We start from the raw sequence: 18,451 nt of genomic DNA on the forward strand, positions 1-18,451 counted from the left end.
CCCGGAGCCAGTCACATGAAACCACTGTTCGGTCTCGCACTGGTTAGTGCCGCCGCTCTGACATGTTCGGCAGAGGACCCGCCTGCCCCGGCCAAGGAGACCAAGGCCGCGGTGAAGGTCTACGACGAAAAGGCAGACGCCAAAGCCCTCATCGAAGCCGCTCTCGCCTCCGCCAAGCGCGAGAACCGCCGGGTGCTCGTCCAGTGGGGCGGCAACTGGTGCTCGTGGTGCCTCCTCTTGCACAACAAGTTCACCACCGACCGCGCGCTCGCGAAGACGCTCCGCTACGAGTACGACGTGGTCCACATCGACAGCAAAAACACCGACCTGCTCAAGAAGTACAACGTGGACCTCTCCAACGCCGGCGTACCGTTCCTGACGGTCCTCGACGCCGACGGCAAGGTGCTGGTGAACCAGCCGACCGAGCCGTTCGAGACGAAAGAGAACGGCAAGAACGGGCACGACGCGAAGAAGTTGCAAGAGTTCCTGGACAGGTACAAGGCCGAACCCAAAAAAGCAGCCGACGTGCTGGCCGCGGCCCTCGCCGACGCCACCAAGACCGACCGCAAGGTGATTCTCCATTTCGGCGCGCCGTGGTGCGGCTGGTGCCTCAAACTGGATGCCTGGCTCGCACGCCCGGACATCGCCGCCCTGGTTGGTAAGGACTACGTCGATGTGAAGATCGACCAGGACCGGATGACCGGTGCCAAGGAGGTGTTCGAGAAGTATCACCCGGAAAAGAGCGGGGGAATTCCGTGGTTCGTCGTGCTCGACGGCACGGGGAAAGCCCTGGTGACGAGCGATGGGCCGAAGGGGAACATCGGGTTCCCGGCAGAACCGGGCGAAATCGAACACTTCGCCAAAATGATCACCGCCACCCGTAAGCGGCTCACGGACCAGGAACTGGACACGCTGAAAGCCGCACTCACGCCGCCGCCCAAAGCCCCAAAGAAGTAACGCCGGCCACCGAACCGGTTGCGGCACCGCCCGGTTCCGAATGTACGTCACGAACCGAACCGCGGCGGGGGCGAAGTGCGGCCGTGAGGTGCCCACCGGCACCCCGGCGGGGTATCATGTCCGCACACCCTCCGGCGAGCCGCACCATGCCTAAGCCCCTTCAGTACGACCTGATCGTAATCGGCGCCGGCCCCGGCGGCCTCGCCGCCGCCGACACCGCGGCCCTGCTCGGTAAGCGGGTCGCGCTGGTCGAGCGAAACCCGGTGGTCGGCGGCGCCGCGGTCAACACCGGCACCATCCCGAGTAAAACCCTCCGCGAAACGGCCCTGGCCATCTCCGGGGCCAAGGCCCGGGCCGTCATCGGGCTAGACGTGTCGGTCCGCCGCCAGGCCAAGATCGAAGACCTGATGCGCCACGAGCGGGTGGTGAAGGCGTCCGAAGCGCACCAGATGCGGACCCTGCTCGACCGGTACGGGGTGATGCTCCACCAGGGCACCGGCTCGTTCGTGGACCCGCACACGGTTCGGGTCACCCGCCCCAGCCCGCCGGGCGGCTCGTTCGACATCCGCGCCGACAAGATCGTCATCGCGATCGGCTCCACCCCGGTGCGCCCGGCGGTTTTCCCGTTCGAGCACGCCCGGGTCCACGACTCGGACGAGCTGCTGTACATCACGAGCATCCCGCGGTCGCTGGCGGTGATCGGCGGCGGGGTGATCGGCAGCGAGTACGCGTGCATGTTCGCCGCGCTCGGCGTCCGCGTCCACCTGATCGACGGGCGGGACACGCTGCTCCCGTTCCTGGACCCCGACCTGTCGGCCGCGCTGACCAAGGCGATGGAGCGGCAGGGGATCGTGTTCCACTGGAAGGAGCAGGTGGAGCGGTGCCACGCGCCGCGCTCCGGAGAGGTGGAGTTGCAACTCAAGTCCGGGAACGAACTGGCAGTCTCGAACGTGCTCGTGTGCGCCGGGCGGACCAGTTACGCGGACCGCCTCGACCCGGCCGCCGCGGGATTCGGGCTGACCCCGCGCGGGCTGATCCCGGTGGATGAGCACTTCCGCACCACCGTCCCGCACATCTACGCCGTGGGCGACGTGATCGGGTTCCCCGCGCTCGCGAGTACGAGCTACGAGCAGGGCCGCGTCGCCGCGTGCCACGCGTTCGGCTCGATGGCGAAGGAAGCGCTCGCGCAGTACCTCCCGGCCGGCATCTACACCATCCCCGAGGTGAGTTCGGTCGGGCTCACCGAGCCGCAGGCGAAAGAAAAGAACATCCCGGTCGTGATCGGCCGCGCCGACTACGACCAGAACCCGCGCGGCAAGATCATCGGGGACAAGACCGGGTTCCTGAAACTGATCTTCGACCGCGAGGAGATGAAACTGCTCGGCGTCCACGTGATCGGCGAGCAGGCGACGGAGCTGATCCACGTGGGGCTGACCGCGATGATGACGGGGGGCGGGGCGAACCTGTTCCTGTCCACCTGCTTCAACTACCCGACGCTCGGCGACCTGTACAAGCTGGCCACACACGACGCGATCTTGAAGCGATCCGAGCTGATGGGTAAGGCCCAGGCCAACCTCAGCCGGTGGTGACGGAAAGTCCCCGGTTCCGGGTTCCAAGTTGCGCGCGGCGACCCGGTTCACGATCTCCAAACTTGGAACCCGGACGCCGGAACCGGGAGCGCGACCGGAGGGCCGACATGAACGACGACGCCCGCGAAGAAGCCGAGCGGTTCCGGTGGATCGAGAGCGAGAAGGCCGGGTACGACCTGGGCGAGGCGGCCATTCAGCAGTGGGTGGCGCGGCACTGGCCGGCGTTCGTGCGGGGGCGGGCGCTCGCACACCTGACCGGGCGCCGGTTCTGGCTGTCGATGCCGCGCGAGGACTTCGGCGCCCTCTCCCGCCAGTTTCCCCACGACCGCGAGCTGATTGACGAGGTCACCGCCCGGTTGGTGGACGGGGCCGACAACCTGACCCTGATCCAGTGGGCCGCGGACACGAACCGGCCGCTGGACCGGGTGTGTGACATCCTCCAGCGGATCGACTTGAACGCGCTGCGGCAGCGGTTTCCGCCGCCCGACGACGCCGACCCGCCGCACATCGTCCAGGGCTGAAGTCGCGCCCGGCCTTTGTAACCGCCTCACATCTTCGCCTTGACCCAGTTTCCGAAAGCGCCTATGTCCGCCGACCGCCTGCCGGTTCACGTGAGTGTGCTGCCGGCCGAAACGCTCGCGCTGCTCGACCCGCGGCCGGGCGAGACGTGGGTCGATTGCACCACCGGCGGCGCCGGGCACACCCGGCTCATCGCCGAGCGCATCGGTCCCGCCGGGCGGGTGCTCGCTCTGGACCAGGACCCGACCATGCTCGCCCTCGCGCGGCCGCTGGTCGCGGGGCTGCCGGTCGAACTGGTTCACGCGAACTTCGACCAGTTGGCCGAAGTGCTCGCCGCCCGCGGTATCGCCGCGGTAGACGGCGTACTCGCGGACCTGGGGTTCAGTTCGGACCAGCTCGCCGAGCGGGCGCGCGGGTTGAGCTTCCGGGACGACGGGCCGCTCGACATGCGGCTCGACCCCACGAGCGGCTCCACGGCGGCCGACATGGTCAACTCGTTGAGCGAGGGCGCGCTGGCGGACGTGTTCTGGGAGTACGGCGAGGAGCGGCACTCCCGCCGGGTGGCGAAGAAAATCGCGGCGCGGCGGGCCGAGCGGCCGTTCGCGACCACCGCGGACCTCGCGAGTGTGGTGCGAAGTTGCGTTCCGCGTTCGGGGAGCATCGATCCGGCCACGCGGGTGTTCCAGGCGCTCCGGATCGCGGTCAACGACGAACTCGGTTCGCTCGACCGCTTGCTCGCCGTCCTGCCGACGGTGGTGAAGCCGGGCGGGCGGGCCGGGATCATCAGCTTCCACTCGCTCGAAGACCGGCGGGTGAAGCACGTGTTACGAACGGAAGGCGTGTGGCGACCGCTCACGAAGAAGCCGGTCGAGGCCGGGGACGAGGAAGTCGCCCGGAACCCGCGGGCGCGAAGCGCGAAGCTGCGGGCGGCCACACGAATCGGGTAGGTGTGATTTTCGATTTGCGATTGAGCGTCCAGGCTCTCAACCGCAAATCTGCAATCATCAACATGAAGGGGTCACGGATGACCGAGCCCATCGCCGTTGACGTGTCGGGTAAACCGGCGTTCTCTCGCACCGCGGCGCTGCCGACCGGGGTCGGATCGCTCGTCGAAGCACTGCTCAACGCCCCCGCAGCCCCCGCCCTGACTGCAACTCCACCGGCGCCGGCTCCCGCAGCCATCGCGGCCAGCCCCGCGCCCAAGGTCGAGGCACCGAAACCCACCGCGCCGAAGCCGGAAGTTCCGAAAGCCGAAGCGCCAAAGGCTGAGGCGCCGAAAGTCGAAGCACCAAAAGCTGAGGCGCCAAAAGTCGAAGCGCCAAAAGTCGAAGCGCCAAAGGCTGAGGCGCCAAAAGTCGAACCGAAGCCGGCTCCCAAGGTCGAGGCGCCGAAAGCCGTGAGCGCGCCCACTCCGAGCGTGCCCCCACTGGCCGCGGCAATTGCTACCGCAGCCACTGTCACCACCGCAGCGGCCGGCGTGCCTGTTCCGGACGAGCCTGCGGTGGGGATCATTACGAAACTCACTCAGCGGTTCACACGCAAGCAACTGACCGCCACTGTCGCCGTTCTCAGCATCGCCACCGGGGCCGGGGCGATTCGCTTCCTGGCGCCTGCGCAGAACGCGCCGACCGCTGATACTGCCAAAGCCAAGCTGGATGAAAAAGTTCAACCATCCGAACCACCGGCGAAGATGCGCCCTGAACCGGTGAAAGGGGTACCTGCAGAACAGAAATCTAACGCGGGCGCCGCAGATACCACACCCATTGCACCCTCAAAAGCTCCGGAGGCGCCCGAAGCTCCTAAGGCCCTACCTATCCCAACGCACTTGCTGCCGTCATTGCCTGAAAAGTCGACGAGAAACGAAACGGGCGGTAGCTCTGGCTTCGTCACTCCTACGCAAGTCCCATCGACTTCGGAATCACCCTTGCCCCAACCAGGCGTTACTGGCACTTCACCGCGCGTGCAAGTGGATCCACCGTCAAGCTTTGCTACGCCAACGCCAAAATCAAAGCTGAACGTTGAAGAGCCATCAGTTCCGGTCGTTATGCCAACTGGGGGGAGTACACCAGCGGCGCGCTCGGAGCCGTCAAATCCTCCGGTCGGCTCATCTACACCTGCGCCAGTGCAACCACCACTTCCCGCTCTCCCAAACTTTGGTGCGCCCGCGACGCCAGCACCACCACAGAGTGGCGTACCTACGACTTCAGAACCGCTTAGCGGAGCCGGTGCGCCCAAGTCACCCGACATGCAGGTCCCGAAATCGGGCTCGAATCCCCCTTCAACACCCGCCGGTCCAAGCGGCTCCGGAGTGCAGGTCCTCGCACCCGCGCTGCCACTGCCGAGCAGTCCCACGGCTTCACCGCTGCCAGCGCCCGTGATACCGCCCGCACCGGGCGTGTCCGAAACGCCGGTTACTGCACCCGCACTTACTCCGCCGTCTGACGTTTTTCCCGCACCATCGCTAGCACTTCCTGCGGCACCCGCCAGCGGTTTGGGTAGCCCCCTGCAACCGGGTAGCCCTGGCACGCCGAAGCCTCCCGAAATGTCTGCGCCCAGGACTGGTACCACTCCACCGGCGCCGGCTGTTACGGCGCCACCGGCGATGACCGCACCAACAGGCACCGTAGGAACGCCGACGGTACCGCTCCCGAATCCGAATCCCATATCTGTGGCCCCGCCTTCGGGCAATCCGGCCGCAGGACTAGCGGTTCCCCCCGCAGTAGTCCCGCCCCAGGGCAACGAGCGAAACAGCCTGGATCCCAAAGGAGTAGTCGCGCCCACCCCCAACTTCCTCCCTGCTGTCGGGGCGGCCGGTGGTGAAAAGCCATTCAGCCAACCGGTGATTCAACCTCCAGCGGTTGAACCACCGGCGCCGGCGCTTCAACCGCCGAGCAACACAGCCACGTTCACCAAGGCTGGGGGCACAACAGAGGTGAAGCCGACCGTGCCCGAACGGGCGCCGATGACCAGCTACGACGTGGACATCTACCACGTCAAGGACGGCGACACCTACGAGTCGATCAGCCAGGAGTGGTACAACAGCAAGAAGTACGCGGCGGCGCTCCGGTCGTACAACCAGAGCCAGTCGCTCCAGGGCGGGCGATACGTCAACGTTCCACCCAAGTACGTCCTTGAGCGCCAGTTCCCGACCACAACTGGGGGAACGAACGGGACGCGCACCACCCCGCCAGCAGACGGCACGAACTGGAGCGCTCCTGCGACCAACCCGCCCGCCGGAACCAACGGGCGCGGGGTCTACGTCGTTCCACGCGGCGGAAGAACGTTGCAACAAATCGCCCACGAAACGATGGGAGATTACCAACGTTGGCGCGAAATCAGAGCCCGTAACGACCACATCCCGAACACGAACCAGCCGCTCGCCGAAGGAACCGAGTTGAAGCTCCCACCGGACGCGAAACTGCCATAGCCCTTGACCGTTACTTTCCGGCCACCGCCGTTGGCGGTGGCGCGCCGTTCGCCGTATAGTGCCGCTTGTGACAGCACCGGGTCCGTTTCCGGTGCTCAACGATGCGCACACATTACGAGAACCCGCGACGTGAAACGATACGCTGCCTACGGGGCGGTCGGCGCCCTACTCCTTTGTGTCACCGGGTGCGGCGGTCCGGATGCGCTGATGAGGGAGTTTGTTGCGAACCTGAACGTCTACGCTGAAACCCTGGAAAAGCGTGAGCCCAAGGAGAAGCAGCAGGCCGCACTGGACCGGATCAAGGCGACGACCGAAAAGCTGGATCGGCTCAAACTGAGTAAGGAAGATCAGGACAAACTGTTCACGCGGTACGACGCCGAACTCAAGCGGGTCAAGGAGCGGGTCGAAGCAGCACAGAAAGCGGTAGCGATGGAAGGGGCCGACGCCGACACACCCGATCTGTTCAGCACGTTCAAACCCAAATAGCGCCCGCGTGCCGGGTTACTATCGCACCTAGCTCCAGCGCTGAACGAAAAGCCCCGTGCCCGCGCGAAACAACAGCTCGCGCGGGCACGGGGCGCAAATCGAACCCGGGATCACGCGCCGTAGTCGATGTCCTCAACACTCTTGAGCGAGTTGCTGAAGATGAACGCCTTGCGGTCCTGAACCTCTTTGCCCATCAGCGTGCGGAACATCTCCTCGGCCTTGAACGCGTCGTTGAGCGTCACCTTGAGCAGGGTGCGGTACTGCGGGTCGAGCGTGGTCGCCCACAGCTCCTCGGGATCCATTTCGCCCAACCCTTTGAACCGCGTCACCGCGATGCCCTTTTCACCCAACCGCCGGATCTCGATCACCAGCTCGCGCAGGCTGACCAGCGACTTGTTGCTGCCGTCGTGGTCGAGGGTGTAGCGCACCGGGGGCTCGCGCCCGGCGATCCGCTGGAGCGGCACCAAATCGGCCGCGTCGAACCCGAACGTCTTCAGCTTCGCGACGGCGCGGTTGAGCGACTTCAGGTCGTGCCACTCGTCGAGCGTGTAGTCCTCACCGACCACCGGCTCCCGCTTCAGTTCGTCCGCGAGCGCCTGCTTGAACGCGGCCACTTCGTCCGTGGTGCGGAACCAGTGCTCCTTGTTCTTCTCGCGCTCGTACAGGTTGTAGGTCGGGAACAGGCCGTCCACGGCCCGCGTCAGCAGCTCGTCCAGGTTGCGCCCGCGGCGCTCCAGCCCCACGACCGCGCTTTCGGCCTCGTCGAGCAGCGGCAGCAGTTTCGTCAGCTCGTCGCCGCTGATGTCGCGCGCCGGCCGGTCCACTTGGGTGACACGCAGGGTGGTGTTCTTCAGCCCGCGGGTGGTGAGCTGGGTGACCATCTCTTCCCGCGACTGGATGAACCGCGTTTCCTTCTTCTGCGTGACCTTGTACAGCGGCGGCCGGGCGACGAACACGTGCCCCGCCTCGATCAGCTTCCGCATCTGGCGGAAAAAGAACGTGAGCAGCAGGGTGCGGATGTGCTGACCGTCCACGTCGGCGTCGGTCATGATGATGATCTTGCCGTACCGGACCTTGCTCACGTCCTCGACGTTGTCAATATCCACCCCGACCGCCGAGATGAGGGCGGAGATTTCGTTGTTCTCCAGCAGCTTCTCGAACTTGGCCTTCTCGACGTTCAGCACCTTACCCCGCAGCGGCAGGATGGCCTGGAACTCGCGGTCCCGGCCGCTCTCGGCGCTGCCGCCGGCGGAATCACCTTCCACCAGAAACAGTTCGGTGTTCTCGCGGTCGCGCGAGCTGCAATCGTACAGCTTCCCGGGCAGCCCGCCGCTGTTGAGAGCGTCCTTGCGGCCCTTCACGGCGTCGCGGGCCTTCTTCGCCGCGATCCGGGCCTCGGCCGTCAGCAGCACCTTTTTGCAGATCCGCTCGGCCTCTTTGGGGTTCCGCTCCAGGTAGTCGGACAGCACCTCGTACACGACGCTGGACGTCTGCCCCTCGACCTCGGGGCTGGTGAGCTTCACCTTCGTCTGCGACTCGAACTTCGGCTGCGGGTGGCTGATGTTAATAACCGCGGTGAGGCCCTCGCGGAAGTCGTCGCCGCGGAGTTCGATCTCCTTGAACAGGTTCGCCTTCTTCCCGTAGTGCCCGATCGCCCGGGTGAGCCCGCCGCGGAACCCGGACAGGTGCGTGCCGCCGTCCTTGTTGTAGGCGTTGTTCGTGAAACACATCTCGAGCTTGGTTTCGCCCTGGGTGTACTGGAAGCACACCTCGACCGTCACCCCCTCGATCTGCTTGTTGATGTAGATGAGCGGGTAGTTCGTCTGCTCGCTCCGGTTGAGCACCTCGACGTACTCGGCGATGCCCCGCTCGGAGTGGAACGTGTCGCTCTTACCGACGCGCTCGTCGGCGAGGGCCAGCTTCAGCCCCTTGTTGAGGAAGCTGATCTGCTGGAACCGGGTGCCGAGGCGGTCGTAGTCGAACAGGATGTCGCCGAACTTCTCCGGGTCCGGCTTGAAGGTGATCGTGGTCCCCGTCTGCCCCTTCGGCGCCGGCCCGAGGTCCTCGAGCTTGCTGGTCGCGTACCCCTTTTCGAACTCCATCTTGTACACGCGGCCGTCGCGCTTGATCTCGGCCGTGCACCACTCGGACAGCGCGTTCATGGCCTTCGCGCCCATCCCGTGCAGCCCGGCCGAGGTCTTGTAGGCGTCGTTGTTGAACTTCCCCGACGAGCCCGCGATCGTCAGCGCCTCTTCCAGGGTGGACTTGCCGGTCTCGGCCTTCACCCCGACCGGGATGCCGCGCCCGTCGTCGGAAACGGTAATGGACTCGTCGCTGTGAACCGTGATGAAGATGTTCTTGCAGAACCCGGCGAGGGCCTCGTCCACGGAGTTGTACACGACCTCCCAGACGAGGTGGTGCATGCCCTCGATGTCGGTGTTGCCGATGTACATGCCGGGCCGGTGCCGGATGTGGGCGGCGTCCTTGAGCGTTTGCAGGTTGTCTTCGGTGTACCCGACGTTGCCCAGCGTTTCGGTACTCATCGTGCTGCGTTCCTCTCCAGTAAGCCTGGCTCTGTCGGTTCGAACAAGACCGGGCGGGCCACGCGGCCCCGGCCGCCCCACGAAGACCTCACCACGCCGCCGCGCGGAACTTCAGGTCGGTGAGCGTGACCCCGGGCATCGCGGCGCGGAGCTTTGTCAACAACTTGCGCTTGTGGAACTGGGCCAGTTCCGACATCAGCACCGCGTTGCGCACGGCGACCTCCATCACCCCGCGCTTGATCACCAGCACCTGTGTGTCCTTCAGCAGTTCCGGGCCGGCGGCCTCGGCCCACGCCGACTCGATCCGCAGCCGGTCGTTCTTGCGCCCCCAGCCGCGGGACGTGAACAACTTCCCGAGGATGTCGGAGAGCTGTTCCTGCCTGCCGTCGCGCTGCTCTTTGTGCATGGCCCACCAGCTCGTGCGGAATTGCCAACCCAAAAGACCTGAACACGCCGCGACACCCCTCTGCGGCTTTCCTTCCGCGTTCCGGATGCCGCGTGACCGCGCCTCAGCCGGTCAGCGGCATCACAAGGTACGAGTAGTTGTCGCCGCAGGTGAACAGGGCCGCACGGGTGCCGGTGGACATCTCCAGCACCACCGTCGGCTCGTTCTCGATCGCCCGCAGGAACTCGACCAGGTACGACGGGTCGAACGCGATCTCGGTGTGCGGGCCGTCGTAATCCGGAAGCTCCAGGGTCACTTCCGACGCCCCCGTTTTCGCCCCGCGGGCCTTCATGACCACGGACCCGGGGTCGAATGTCATGTCCACCCGCATGCTCTCGTCGTCCGTCATAATGGCGGCCTGCCGCACGCGCGACAGGAACCCCTGAACGGGCAGCGGCACCTTCTGGGTCGCCTCCTTGGTCGTCTTCCCGATGATGTCGCGGTACGGCGGGAACTTGCCCTGCACCAGCGAGGTGTAGATCGTCGCCCGCTCGGTCTTGAACAAGGCGTCGTTGGCCCGCAACCCGACGCGCACCGTTTCGCCGTCGTCCGTCAGGTTCTTCTCCAGCAGCGTCACGGCCTTCAGCGGCACGACGTGGATCGCCTTCACGTCATCGACCACGCCGTAAACGACCGCCTCACCTTTACACACCGCGAGCCGCTTGGTGTCGGTGGCCACCAGTCGCGCCTCTTTGCCGTCCGCCTCCCACAGAACGCCCGTCAGCGAGAACCGCGCGGTGGTGTCTTTCTTGTCCGCGGCGAAGGAGGTCCGCCGGAGCATCGCCCGCAGCACCCCGGCGGTGATCTCGTGGTACCGGCCGCCGTCATCGAACTCGGGAATGTCCGGGAACTCGTTCACGTCCAAGCTGGGCATCTCGAACTTCCCGCCGCTCGTCTTCGCGACGACCGCTTCTTTGCCCGCGTCCAGACTGATCTCGGGGTCACTGCTCTCGCGGAGGATCTTCACCAGCTCGGTAATGGGCAGAATGCACGAGCCCGCCCGGGCGACGGTAATGCCGCGCAGCTCGTAGCGGATGCCCACCTCGGTGTCGTAAGCGACCAGCGTGATCGCGTCGTCCTGGGCAACGGCTTTGATGTTGCTCAGCACCGGCTTCGTGGTGCGCTGGGCTACGGCAGCCTGAACGAGCTGACACGCCGTGAGCAAACTGTCCCGCTGACACGTCACCTTCATGGTGCCCTCCTCCGCCTTCCGTGGGGTGTGTTGAGGGCTTCGCGTCTTGCTCCACCCATTTACTTGTTATCCTTTATTTTAAACATCCAGTAGCAGTAGTAAGGCGGGCCGCTATTTTGGCGCGCACCGCCCACAACCACCATGAACTCCTAGCAATTCAAGTGTTTTGTCCCTTGATCGGCCTGTGGAAAACCTGGCGCGCGAGTGACGCGCCGGTGATATTCCGTGCCGCGCCGATCACCCCGCCCGTCACCCGCTCGTAACGTCGCCCGTCGCGCGCCAGTTGAGAAAACGTGCGCGCCAATCGCGCGCCAAGTTTTCCACAGGGTTGTGCGCCGGCTTCCGCTGCCAAAGGGGACCGTTAACCCAGTGCCGTTCGCAGGTCGTTCACCTGTTTCGCGAGGGAGAGATCGGCGGCCACTTCCGCTTCCACCTTGCGGCAGGCGTGGAGAACGGTTGTGTGATCCCGTCCGAACGCGGCACCGAGGCGCGGCAGGGACAGTCCTGTTAACTCGCGTGCCAGGTACATCGCAACCTGACGGGGCCGCATCACGCCGCGAAGCCGGCTGACGCCGAGCAACTCCTTGACGGTTACTCCGAAGGCGGCGGCCGTCCGCTCTACGATCCCCGAAATGTCGGGGGCCGCGGATGTCGGTTGCCCCGAATCTGCAAGCGCCTGTTGCACGTCGACGCGCGTCAACGGCCCCGGGAACGCCGCGGCCACTTGTGCGAGGTTCTGGAGCAAGCCGAGGGTGGTGCGCACCCCGCCGCCGGTTGTTTGGGACGCGAGCCACTCGAGCGCGTCGGGAGTGAGCCGCACCTGTCGCTGGCGCGCGGCTTCCGCCAGGATCGCCAACCGGCTTGGAGCGCTCAGCGGTTCGAGCCGCACAACCAGACCAGAACTGAGGCGCGACGTCAGCCGCTGTGGGAGATGGGCGAGTTGGGCCGGTCCGGCGCTGGCGGTCACGACCGTGGCCCGGCGGCGTGCGGTTCGGCGGTCGAGCAACTCGGTGGCGTCTTCGGCGGCCCGGGCGCTGAGGTGCTGCACGTCTTCCAGCGCGAGAAGGTCGCAACTCACGAACGCGTCGTCGTCGAGCCCCTCGTCCGCCGCGCGGGCCACATCGCCCGCTGAAACCACCTGCGCGGAAACGCCGTCGGAGGTGTTCGCGAGCTGCTGCACGAGCGACGCGCTGAGTCGCGACTTACCGGTTCCCGGCGGTCCGTGCAGGACGACCGGGTTCGCACCGGGGCGTCGCCTCGTGAGTACCGAGCGGCACACCGACCGGAGTGCCCGAACCGCGACACGGTTTTCCGGCAGCACCAGGAAGCCGTTCCAGCGCGCCGTCGGCGTCCCCACACGGTCCTCGATATTCGTGTCAACCGGCCCCTCGCCGGGCAGTGTTCATTGAGTCAGTATTTTACCCGCTTTTGAATTCTCGGTAAAGCCCAATAAGCGAGTTGTAAAATGTTGATAGATAAGGATTTGTGTGTGATCGGATGTGAAGGGTGATGGTCGCGGGCAGAAGTTGCTGATTGGGTCAAAAGGGAGCGATGCGTGGTCCCCGTTTGCGCACAAACGGGGACCACGCATCGACGGGCGGAAACGAGGCTGTCATTCGATGATTTGGACCGCCTTACCATCGGCGCCGCGCTTATACAGCGGCAGATGGCGGTAGTAAACTTCCAGCGTCAGGAGGCACATGCAGGTCGTGCCGAGCCGCCCGCACCCGCGCCCGATCCAGCCGTCTTCGATGTCCCAGCTCCCGGCGTTCGTGTCGGCTCGGAGCTGCGTTTGAACCAGCCAGTCGCGCATCCCGCCTTTGCGGGTGCCGTCGGCCTGTCTCGGTCCTTCGTTCCACGTTTTCCAGTCGTCACCCTCACAGAAGTGAACGACCTGGGTCGCGTAATAGTAGTAGTACATTTCTTTGACGGCGGGCGGTTTTCCGGTGGCCGATGAGAGGGGACCCACTTTCATCAGCCCGCTGACGCCGTCGATCATGCCGTCTTTGTTCGGCCCCCACCCCGAGATGTAATAGCGGCACAGCAACCCGACCGCGGTCCGCGCGGTGCCCGGTTTGGCGTCGGAGTTGTCGGTGTACCCGTACATCGATTTCCGCGAGCCGGCCGCGGCCAGATCGAGGAACTTTTCGGCCTTCTGTATCACCCGGTCGTCGACCACGAGCTCTTTGCTCAGCTTCGCGGCCTTGAGCGCCTGGATCTGCCAGCCGACGATCGAGGTGTCCCCGTTGCCGGCGTTGTTGTACCCCCAGCTCCCGTTCGGCCCCTGGGTGCGCTGGATGAAGTTGATGGACGCCTGTGCGTATGGTCTGAGGGTCGGGTCTTTGGTCATGCCGTACGCCTCACACAGGGCGATGGTGGCGATGCCCTGGGCGTACACGTCGTTGCTCATGCGCCCGGCGCTCGCCCCGCTCGGGGAGCACAGCTTCATCAGGAACCCGAGCCCTTTGTGAACCACTTGGTCGTAGTTCTTCTGCTCGAACTCCTTGCTCTTCTTGTGGGTCACGCCGGCCGCGAGGAACGGCAGCAGCGCCATCCCGGTGGCGGCGGCGCGCTCCTCCTTGCGGCCCTGGTCGTAGGTCCACCCGCCATCCGCCTTTTGTTGCTTGGCCAGCCACGCCAGCCCCAACCCCACGGCGCGCTCGCTCTCCGCGTTGCCGCCGCCCTCGCGCAACAGGCGCGATTTGGTCGCTCCCGACCGGCCCTGGACCATCGCGTTGCCGATCCCGGCGTTGCCGCCGCCGCCCGTCATGAACGAGCCGGTGTCACCGGCGACGCCCGGGGTGGTGAACTCGCGGGTGTCCGAGATGCCCGGGAGAGTTGCACCCTGGAGGTCGTTGTCCTGCACGGTCGGCTGGCCGATGTTGTCCATCGTGACTTTTTCGTCCACCGTCTTCGTGTCGAGCCGATCGATCTCGGGCAGGGCCGATTCGATTTTGGAGTCCACACCGAGGTCGTCGGTGGTAAGGTTCGGCTGCTCGGGTTCGTCCGACTTTTCGGCGGTGGTGGTGAGCGGCTTGTCCGGTTGCTTGGTTTCGGCGGTTCGGAAGCCGAAGAACACGATCGCCAGCACCAGAATGCCGACGTGGATCGCGCCACTCATGAGGCACGCCGGGACGTACTTCATCAGGAATCGGTCCTGAGCGGTCTCCGCAGCAAACTCCACCCGACGGATCACCGCCTCCTTCGGCTCTTTGACTGCTTTCTCGCTCACGGTCGTTCTCCTCGGGGCTGCGCCGGGCGGGGAGCGGCAGCCGAATCACCAGGGCAAGCTGCAAGTGGGCTGATATGCGGTTCGTGACACTCAACCAATAGATCGTGTTTCGGTCCTTACGCGGGCGGATCGAACGGATTCCGGCCCCGCACCGCGTCCATTTCCGCCCGGGCCTGTCGGTCGCCGTGGCGGTACCAGAGCGCAAACACCCCCGCGCACAAGATTAAGAGCGCCGCGCCGATGATCGTCCCCTCGCCGAACGCGTTCCACGTTACGGGTGTCGCTTGCTCGGGGTCTTGGCGCCCGATCGGCTTCTTCCCGATCAGCAGCGGGGCGAGTTTGTCGATGTGCTTCGACGGGTTCTTGGCGTCCTCCTCGGCGGATTCGTACCGCATGCGTTTGAAGGAGTAGCCCGCGAACGTCACCCATTTGTTGACGCGCCGGGCCGGGTCAACGCCGTCGAGTGGCTCGCTGAACACGACACACACCGGGTTCCCGCGCTGCTCGTGGTCGGGGATCAGCCAGCCCTCGAAAAGCTGGGTCACGCCGGCGGCGCCGAGCCAGTCGTTCGAGTCCATGCGCCGCAGCGAAATCAGCCGGCCCTCGAACTTGACGAGCGACAGCCGGTGGCCGATCCGCGGCTCCTCGAACAGGTCCGCGAACCGCACGTCGGTAACGGCGTCGCGCTCCAGTTCCTCCGCGGAGAACCGTGCGGCGTGCAGCACGACCCGGTTGTACGCCGCGACCTCGGCCCACGTGGCCGCGGTCGGCCGGGCGCGGGTCATCTTCACGTCGTCCTGAATGAACTTGTAGAGCCGCAGGCTCTTGTCGAGCGCGGTCGGCGTCGGGCTCCCTGGAGGCGGCCCGGGAAGTGGGGTCAGCCCCTTTCCGATGAGAAGCGGCAGGTTCACAACCGCGCTGCCCTGCTCGCCCGCGACGCTCATGGTCTTGAAGAAGTACCCGGTCGCGGTGACCCACCCGTCGGCGTCGAGCCACTCCTCGGGCGCTTTTCCGCTCACCGCGGCGAGTGATTCTGGCAGATCGGTGAACACGAACGATACTGGCGTGGCGGGCGATTCGTCGAGCGGCACGAGGCGGGCCTCGTACAGCGCGCTCACGCCGGAACTGCGCAACTGGGGCGGCGGCACCAGTCGCCGGACGCAGCTCAGCTTGCCGTCGAACCGGACCAGCTCGGTTCGGTACGCGCGAGGGAACTTGGCGAACTCGAGCGGGACGAGGTCGCGGATGCCGTGTTCGTTGAGGTCGTGGGTGTTCTGCTTTCGCGCGTGCAGGACGTACTCGATCCAGGCGTCGTACTCGCGCGGGTTCTTGTCCTGGGCCGCGACCGGTTTGAAGTCCGCAATTTCGGCAAAGATTGTGCGGTCGGTGTCCGGGATGCGGAGCTGATCGTACCCCTTGCGGCGGGGCGAGTCGGCCGGCACCGGGTCTCGTCGGTCGAGCGGGTTGAGGTCCGCCTCACTGGGCTTTTCTTTTTCGCCGTTCCCCTTGGTCTGACCACTCGCGTTTGAGCTGTTGGTGGGCTGGGCGCTTGCGGTGCCGACCGTCGAGAACGGACCGTGCGCGAAGCCGGACAGCACCGCGAGCGCGAAGAGTGCGGCGGCCTTGAGTTTCAGCGGTACGGTTCCCACGGTCCCGACGGACATGCGTGCCCCTCCAACACCTCATTTGACGACGAATACCGGCAGAAGTTCCAAGTTCCGATCCGGTTCCCACGCCCTCAGCCGTTGCTGCGGAACTGGAAACCAGACGGGCGCAATGGTTCAGCACGGCTCTTGGACGCCGTCCAAGGCCGACGGGATGAAATGCTGCGGAGCTAACGTGTACCTCCGCTCGCTCTTGCATTTCACCCCGAGTTCTACCGGCTCTTTTTGTCGATGGGCACGGGCGAGATGTCGGTGAACCCGGCGCTGGTTCCGGTGTCCACGAGGCGGACGACATTGTCCTGTGACAGCCGCGGCGCGAGTTCGAGCGTCAGTTTCGCGGGCTGCTTCTGCGGCTCCCGGTCGCTGAGCTCCTTCTGGTACACCTCGATCATAGACATGTCCGACCCGTCCGGGCGCTTGTGGAGCCCGGATTTCAGCTCTTTGGGCTCCGCGGCGCTCCCTTCCTGGCTGAGCGTCATTTGTCCGATGTCGCCGTCGTCGGTGGCGAGCACGCGAACAATGTAGTGGACCGGGGCGTCGGCCACGGCGGGGCTCGGGATGCCTTGCCCGCCGCCGTCTTCCTTCGGCAGCGAGAGCATGATCTGGCCCTCGGTCGGGGCCGGCTTGAACGTCAGGATGAAGAACGCGAGCAACTGGAACGACATGTCCAGCATGGGCGTGATCGGCAGCTCCGGCTCGACGAAGTCGGTGCCGGTGCGCTTGCGTGTGTGCCTCAACATGGGCCAACTCGTTTCTCGTTTCGCACCCGCGTTGGTTCGCTGGGGGCGCGCCGCACGTGCCGGCAGTTCGCGGGCGACCGTGTGTTGGTGTCGCGTCAGCCCGGCCCGCTGCCGGCGAGGATGGCGCGCAACTGAACCCGCTGGTACCCCGCGGAGCGGCACGCCTTCATGACCGGGTACGTCTTCTCGAACGGGCACGCTTTATGAACCCGCAGCACGATGAGCGTGCGGAGCGGCTTGTCCTCGTTACCGGGGCCGGCGATGAGCCGGTCCTCGTCGGCCCGGCGCTTCAGCCAGATCGCGAGCTGGACCGGGTTGTCGGACGACTCGCCGTCCTTGCCCAGCGCGCCCGGCGGGTAGATCACCTGCCCCTTTTCGTTCACGTTCAGGTAGAGCACGTAGGGCTCGGTCGCTTCGATCGCCTTGGCGGTGGTTGCCAGCGGGAGCTTGATGTCCACGTTCGTCTGGTCCATGACGAAGTTGGCGCACAGCATGAAGAACATCACGAGCTGCAACACGAGGTCGAGCAGCGGGGTGAAGTTCGGTTCGCACTTGTCGCTGCTGCCGTGGCTCATGGTCGGCGACCAGTGAGGGTGAAGGGGGAGCGTGGGGCCGGAGTTACGGGCCGGCGGCGGCCCGTGCCTTAACTTCTAGCCCGGGCGTCCTAGCGCGCCGTCGGGGGCGCGCCGTTGGCGGGCGCGGGGGTCGTGGGCGGTGCGGCCGCGGCCTTCTTGGAGTTGTGGTACATCTGCGTGAGCAGGTCGTCGGCGATGTGGCCCACGTCCATCGTTACGCGAGTGATGCGGTTCCGGTAGAACGCGTTGAAGAAGATTGCGGGCACCGAGATGGCGACCCCGAACAGCGTCACCACGAGGGCGTGCGAGATCCCCTTGGCCAACTCCGAGGGGTTCACCTGGGTCGCGGTCGCGAGCACGGAGAACGACCGGATCATCCCCCACACCGTGCCCACCAGCCCGAGCATCGGGCCGACGGTCGCGATCACCGAGTTGTAGTTGTTCTTCATCTCCTTATCGCTCTTGATGCTTTCCAGCGTGTTCATCGCGGCCTCGCGGGCGTCCTCGAGCCCGTACTGGAGGCGGCTCATGCCGGCGGTCAGCACCTGGCCGAGGAACGACGGGTCGTTCCGCGCCATATCGAATGCTTCCTTGAATTTGCGCTTGTTCACGATGTCGGTGAACTCGTCGACGAACCCGGGCGGGATGGCGGAACTCATGCGGAGGTCGAGAAACAGGAGCACCACCAGCGCGAGCATGGCGAGGGAGATGAGCAGCAGCGGCAGGCCGAACACGATGCCCAGGGACTCGAGCATGAACACGATGAGGCCGCTGCCGGTCTGCTCTTTGCCGCTCGCGGGTGTCGGGGCGTCTTGGGCCTGGGCCAGTTGCGCGCACGTCGCAACGACGACCAGGGCCAGCGCCGCCGCACACAGGAACCGGCCGGCGGACCGTAACCGGGGAGAGATGAGTACCATTGCTGCGAATCCTGGAGTCGGGTGTTCGCTGACGGAGCCGGTCCGAACCGACGTGTCTCCGTTGGACGCGAATCGCGGTGAAAAGTTCCGTCGTTAATCCGCGCCGGATCGGAGCCCAGGGGCGAGCACGTGTTGCGGCGCCGCGGCCGTGAATTAATAGGACGG

General features: G+C 65.6%; 15 protein-coding genes. 6 read left to right on the plus strand and 9 right to left on the minus strand.

All coding sequences use genetic code 11. The features are described 5' to 3' along the window. Window positions 1-15 precede the first annotated feature (15 nt). The 6 genes from R5W23_RS09675 (at window position 16) to R5W23_RS09700 (ending at window position 6,978) form a co-directional block, all read left to right on the plus strand. Window positions 16-957, plus strand: a complete 942-nt coding sequence (locus R5W23_RS09675; RefSeq protein WP_320686152.1) for a thioredoxin family protein — start codon at window positions 16-18, stop codon at window positions 955-957. A 146-nt stretch (window positions 958-1,103) separates the two neighbouring features. Next, the gene (sthA, locus tag R5W23_RS09680) at window positions 1,104-2,546 is read left to right on the plus strand and encodes a Si-specific NAD(P)(+) transhydrogenase (RefSeq protein WP_320686153.1); all 1,443 of its coding nucleotides are present in this window, start codon (window positions 1,104-1,106) and stop codon (window positions 2,544-2,546) included. Window positions 2,547-2,653: 107 nt separating this feature from the next. Beyond that, complete coding sequence (locus tag R5W23_RS09685; protein WP_010044275.1) at window positions 2,654-3,067, plus strand: hypothetical protein; 414 nt, start codon at window positions 2,654-2,656, stop codon at window positions 3,065-3,067. A gap of 63 nt (window positions 3,068-3,130) precedes the next feature. Further along, window positions 3,131-4,012 (plus strand): 16S rRNA (cytosine(1402)-N(4))-methyltransferase RsmH, encoded by an 882-nt coding sequence (rsmH, locus tag R5W23_RS09690; RefSeq protein ID WP_320686154.1) that lies wholly within the window; start codon window positions 3,131-3,133, stop codon window positions 4,010-4,012. A 2,015-nt stretch (window positions 4,013-6,027) separates the two neighbouring features. Continuing rightward, a complete protein-coding gene (locus R5W23_RS09695; RefSeq protein ID WP_320686155.1) occupies window positions 6,028-6,492 on the plus strand; it encodes a LysM peptidoglycan-binding domain-containing protein in 465 nt (154 codons plus the stop codon). A 129-nt stretch (window positions 6,493-6,621) separates the two neighbouring features. Then, window positions 6,622-6,978 carry a hypothetical protein gene (locus tag R5W23_RS09700; RefSeq protein WP_320686156.1) on the plus strand — a complete coding sequence of 119 codons (357 nt, stop codon included), beginning with the start codon at window positions 6,622-6,624 and terminating at the stop codon, window positions 6,976-6,978. Between the two features lie 110 nt (window positions 6,979-7,088). Here the strand turns inward: R5W23_RS09700 and R5W23_RS09705 are convergent, their stop codons facing one another. From R5W23_RS09705 to R5W23_RS09745, 9 genes are all read right to left on the minus strand, one after another. Beyond that, the gene (locus R5W23_RS09705) at window positions 7,089-9,521 is read right to left on the minus strand and encodes a DNA gyrase subunit B (RefSeq protein WP_261189255.1); all 2,433 of its coding nucleotides are present in this window, start codon (window positions 9,519-9,521) and stop codon (window positions 7,089-7,091) included. 88 nt (window positions 9,522-9,609) lie between these two features. Then, a complete protein-coding gene (locus tag R5W23_RS09710) occupies window positions 9,610-9,927 on the minus strand; it encodes a DciA family protein (RefSeq protein WP_010044297.1) in 318 nt (105 codons plus the stop codon). Window positions 9,928-10,030: 103 nt separating this feature from the next. Then, window positions 10,031-11,158: a DNA polymerase III subunit beta gene (dnaN, locus tag R5W23_RS09715; RefSeq protein WP_010044299.1), complete on the minus strand. Its 1,128-nt coding sequence runs from the start codon at window positions 11,156-11,158 to the stop codon at window positions 10,031-10,033. Between the two features lie 361 nt (window positions 11,159-11,519). Further along, window positions 11,520-12,515: a DnaA/Hda family protein gene (locus R5W23_RS09720; protein ID WP_320686157.1), complete on the minus strand. Its 996-nt coding sequence runs from the start codon at window positions 12,513-12,515 to the stop codon at window positions 11,520-11,522. 255 nt (window positions 12,516-12,770) lie between these two features. Beyond that, on the minus strand, window positions 12,771-14,390 hold the full coding sequence (locus tag R5W23_RS09725; RefSeq protein WP_261189252.1) for a prenyltransferase/squalene oxidase repeat-containing protein: 1,620 nt from the start codon (window positions 14,388-14,390) through the stop codon (window positions 12,771-12,773). A 116-nt stretch (window positions 14,391-14,506) separates the two neighbouring features. Further along, the gene (locus R5W23_RS09730; RefSeq protein WP_320686158.1) at window positions 14,507-16,054 is read right to left on the minus strand and encodes a hypothetical protein; all 1,548 of its coding nucleotides are present in this window, start codon (window positions 16,052-16,054) and stop codon (window positions 14,507-14,509) included. 212 nt (window positions 16,055-16,266) lie between these two features. Then, window positions 16,267-16,794: an ExbD/TolR family protein gene (locus R5W23_RS09735; protein ID WP_261189250.1), complete on the minus strand. Its 528-nt coding sequence runs from the start codon at window positions 16,792-16,794 to the stop codon at window positions 16,267-16,269. A 95-nt stretch (window positions 16,795-16,889) separates the two neighbouring features. Next, a complete protein-coding gene (locus tag R5W23_RS09740; protein WP_261189249.1) occupies window positions 16,890-17,369 on the minus strand; it encodes an ExbD/TolR family protein in 480 nt (159 codons plus the stop codon). A gap of 89 nt (window positions 17,370-17,458) precedes the next feature. Continuing rightward, window positions 17,459-18,286 carry a MotA/TolQ/ExbB proton channel family protein gene (locus R5W23_RS09745; RefSeq protein WP_320686159.1) on the minus strand — a complete coding sequence of 276 codons (828 nt, stop codon included), beginning with the start codon at window positions 18,284-18,286 and terminating at the stop codon, window positions 17,459-17,461. Window positions 18,287-18,451 lie beyond the last annotated feature (165 nt).

Origin of the sequence: Gemmata algarum, from assembly GCF_034097035.1 — a bacterium.
Classification (GTDB): Bacteria; Planctomycetota; Planctomycetia; order Gemmatales; family Gemmataceae; genus Gemmata; species Gemmata algarum.

Coding starts and splice junctions, on each gene's coding strand:
- R5W23_RS09735 (WP_261189250.1), bottom strand. CDS start 16,794: ATGTTGAGGCACACACGCAAGCGCACCGGCACCGACTTCGTCGAGCCG.
- R5W23_RS09685 (WP_010044275.1), top strand. CDS start 2,654: ATGAACGACGACGCCCGCGAAGAAGCCGAGCGGTTCCGGTGGATCGAG.
- R5W23_RS09730 (WP_320686158.1), bottom strand. CDS start 16,054: ATGTCCGTCGGGACCGTGGGAACCGTACCGCTGAAACTCAAGGCCGCC.
- R5W23_RS09740 (WP_261189249.1), bottom strand. CDS start 17,369: ATGAGCCACGGCAGCAGCGACAAGTGCGAACCGAACTTCACCCCGCTG.
- R5W23_RS09675 (WP_320686152.1), top strand. CDS start 16: ATGAAACCACTGTTCGGTCTCGCACTGGTTAGTGCCGCCGCTCTGACA.
- rsmH (WP_320686154.1), top strand. CDS start 3,131: ATGTCCGCCGACCGCCTGCCGGTTCACGTGAGTGTGCTGCCGGCCGAA.
- sthA (WP_320686153.1), top strand. CDS start 1,104: ATGCCTAAGCCCCTTCAGTACGACCTGATCGTAATCGGCGCCGGCCCC.
- R5W23_RS09705 (WP_261189255.1), bottom strand. CDS start 9,521: ATGAGTACCGAAACGCTGGGCAACGTCGGGTACACCGAAGACAACCTG.
- dnaN (WP_010044299.1), bottom strand. CDS start 11,158: ATGAAGGTGACGTGTCAGCGGGACAGTTTGCTCACGGCGTGTCAGCTC.
- R5W23_RS09695 (WP_320686155.1), top strand. CDS start 6,028: ATGACCAGCTACGACGTGGACATCTACCACGTCAAGGACGGCGACACC.
- R5W23_RS09745 (WP_320686159.1), bottom strand. CDS start 18,286: ATGGTACTCATCTCTCCCCGGTTACGGTCCGCCGGCCGGTTCCTGTGT.
- R5W23_RS09710 (WP_010044297.1), bottom strand. CDS start 9,927: ATGCACAAAGAGCAGCGCGACGGCAGGCAGGAACAGCTCTCCGACATC.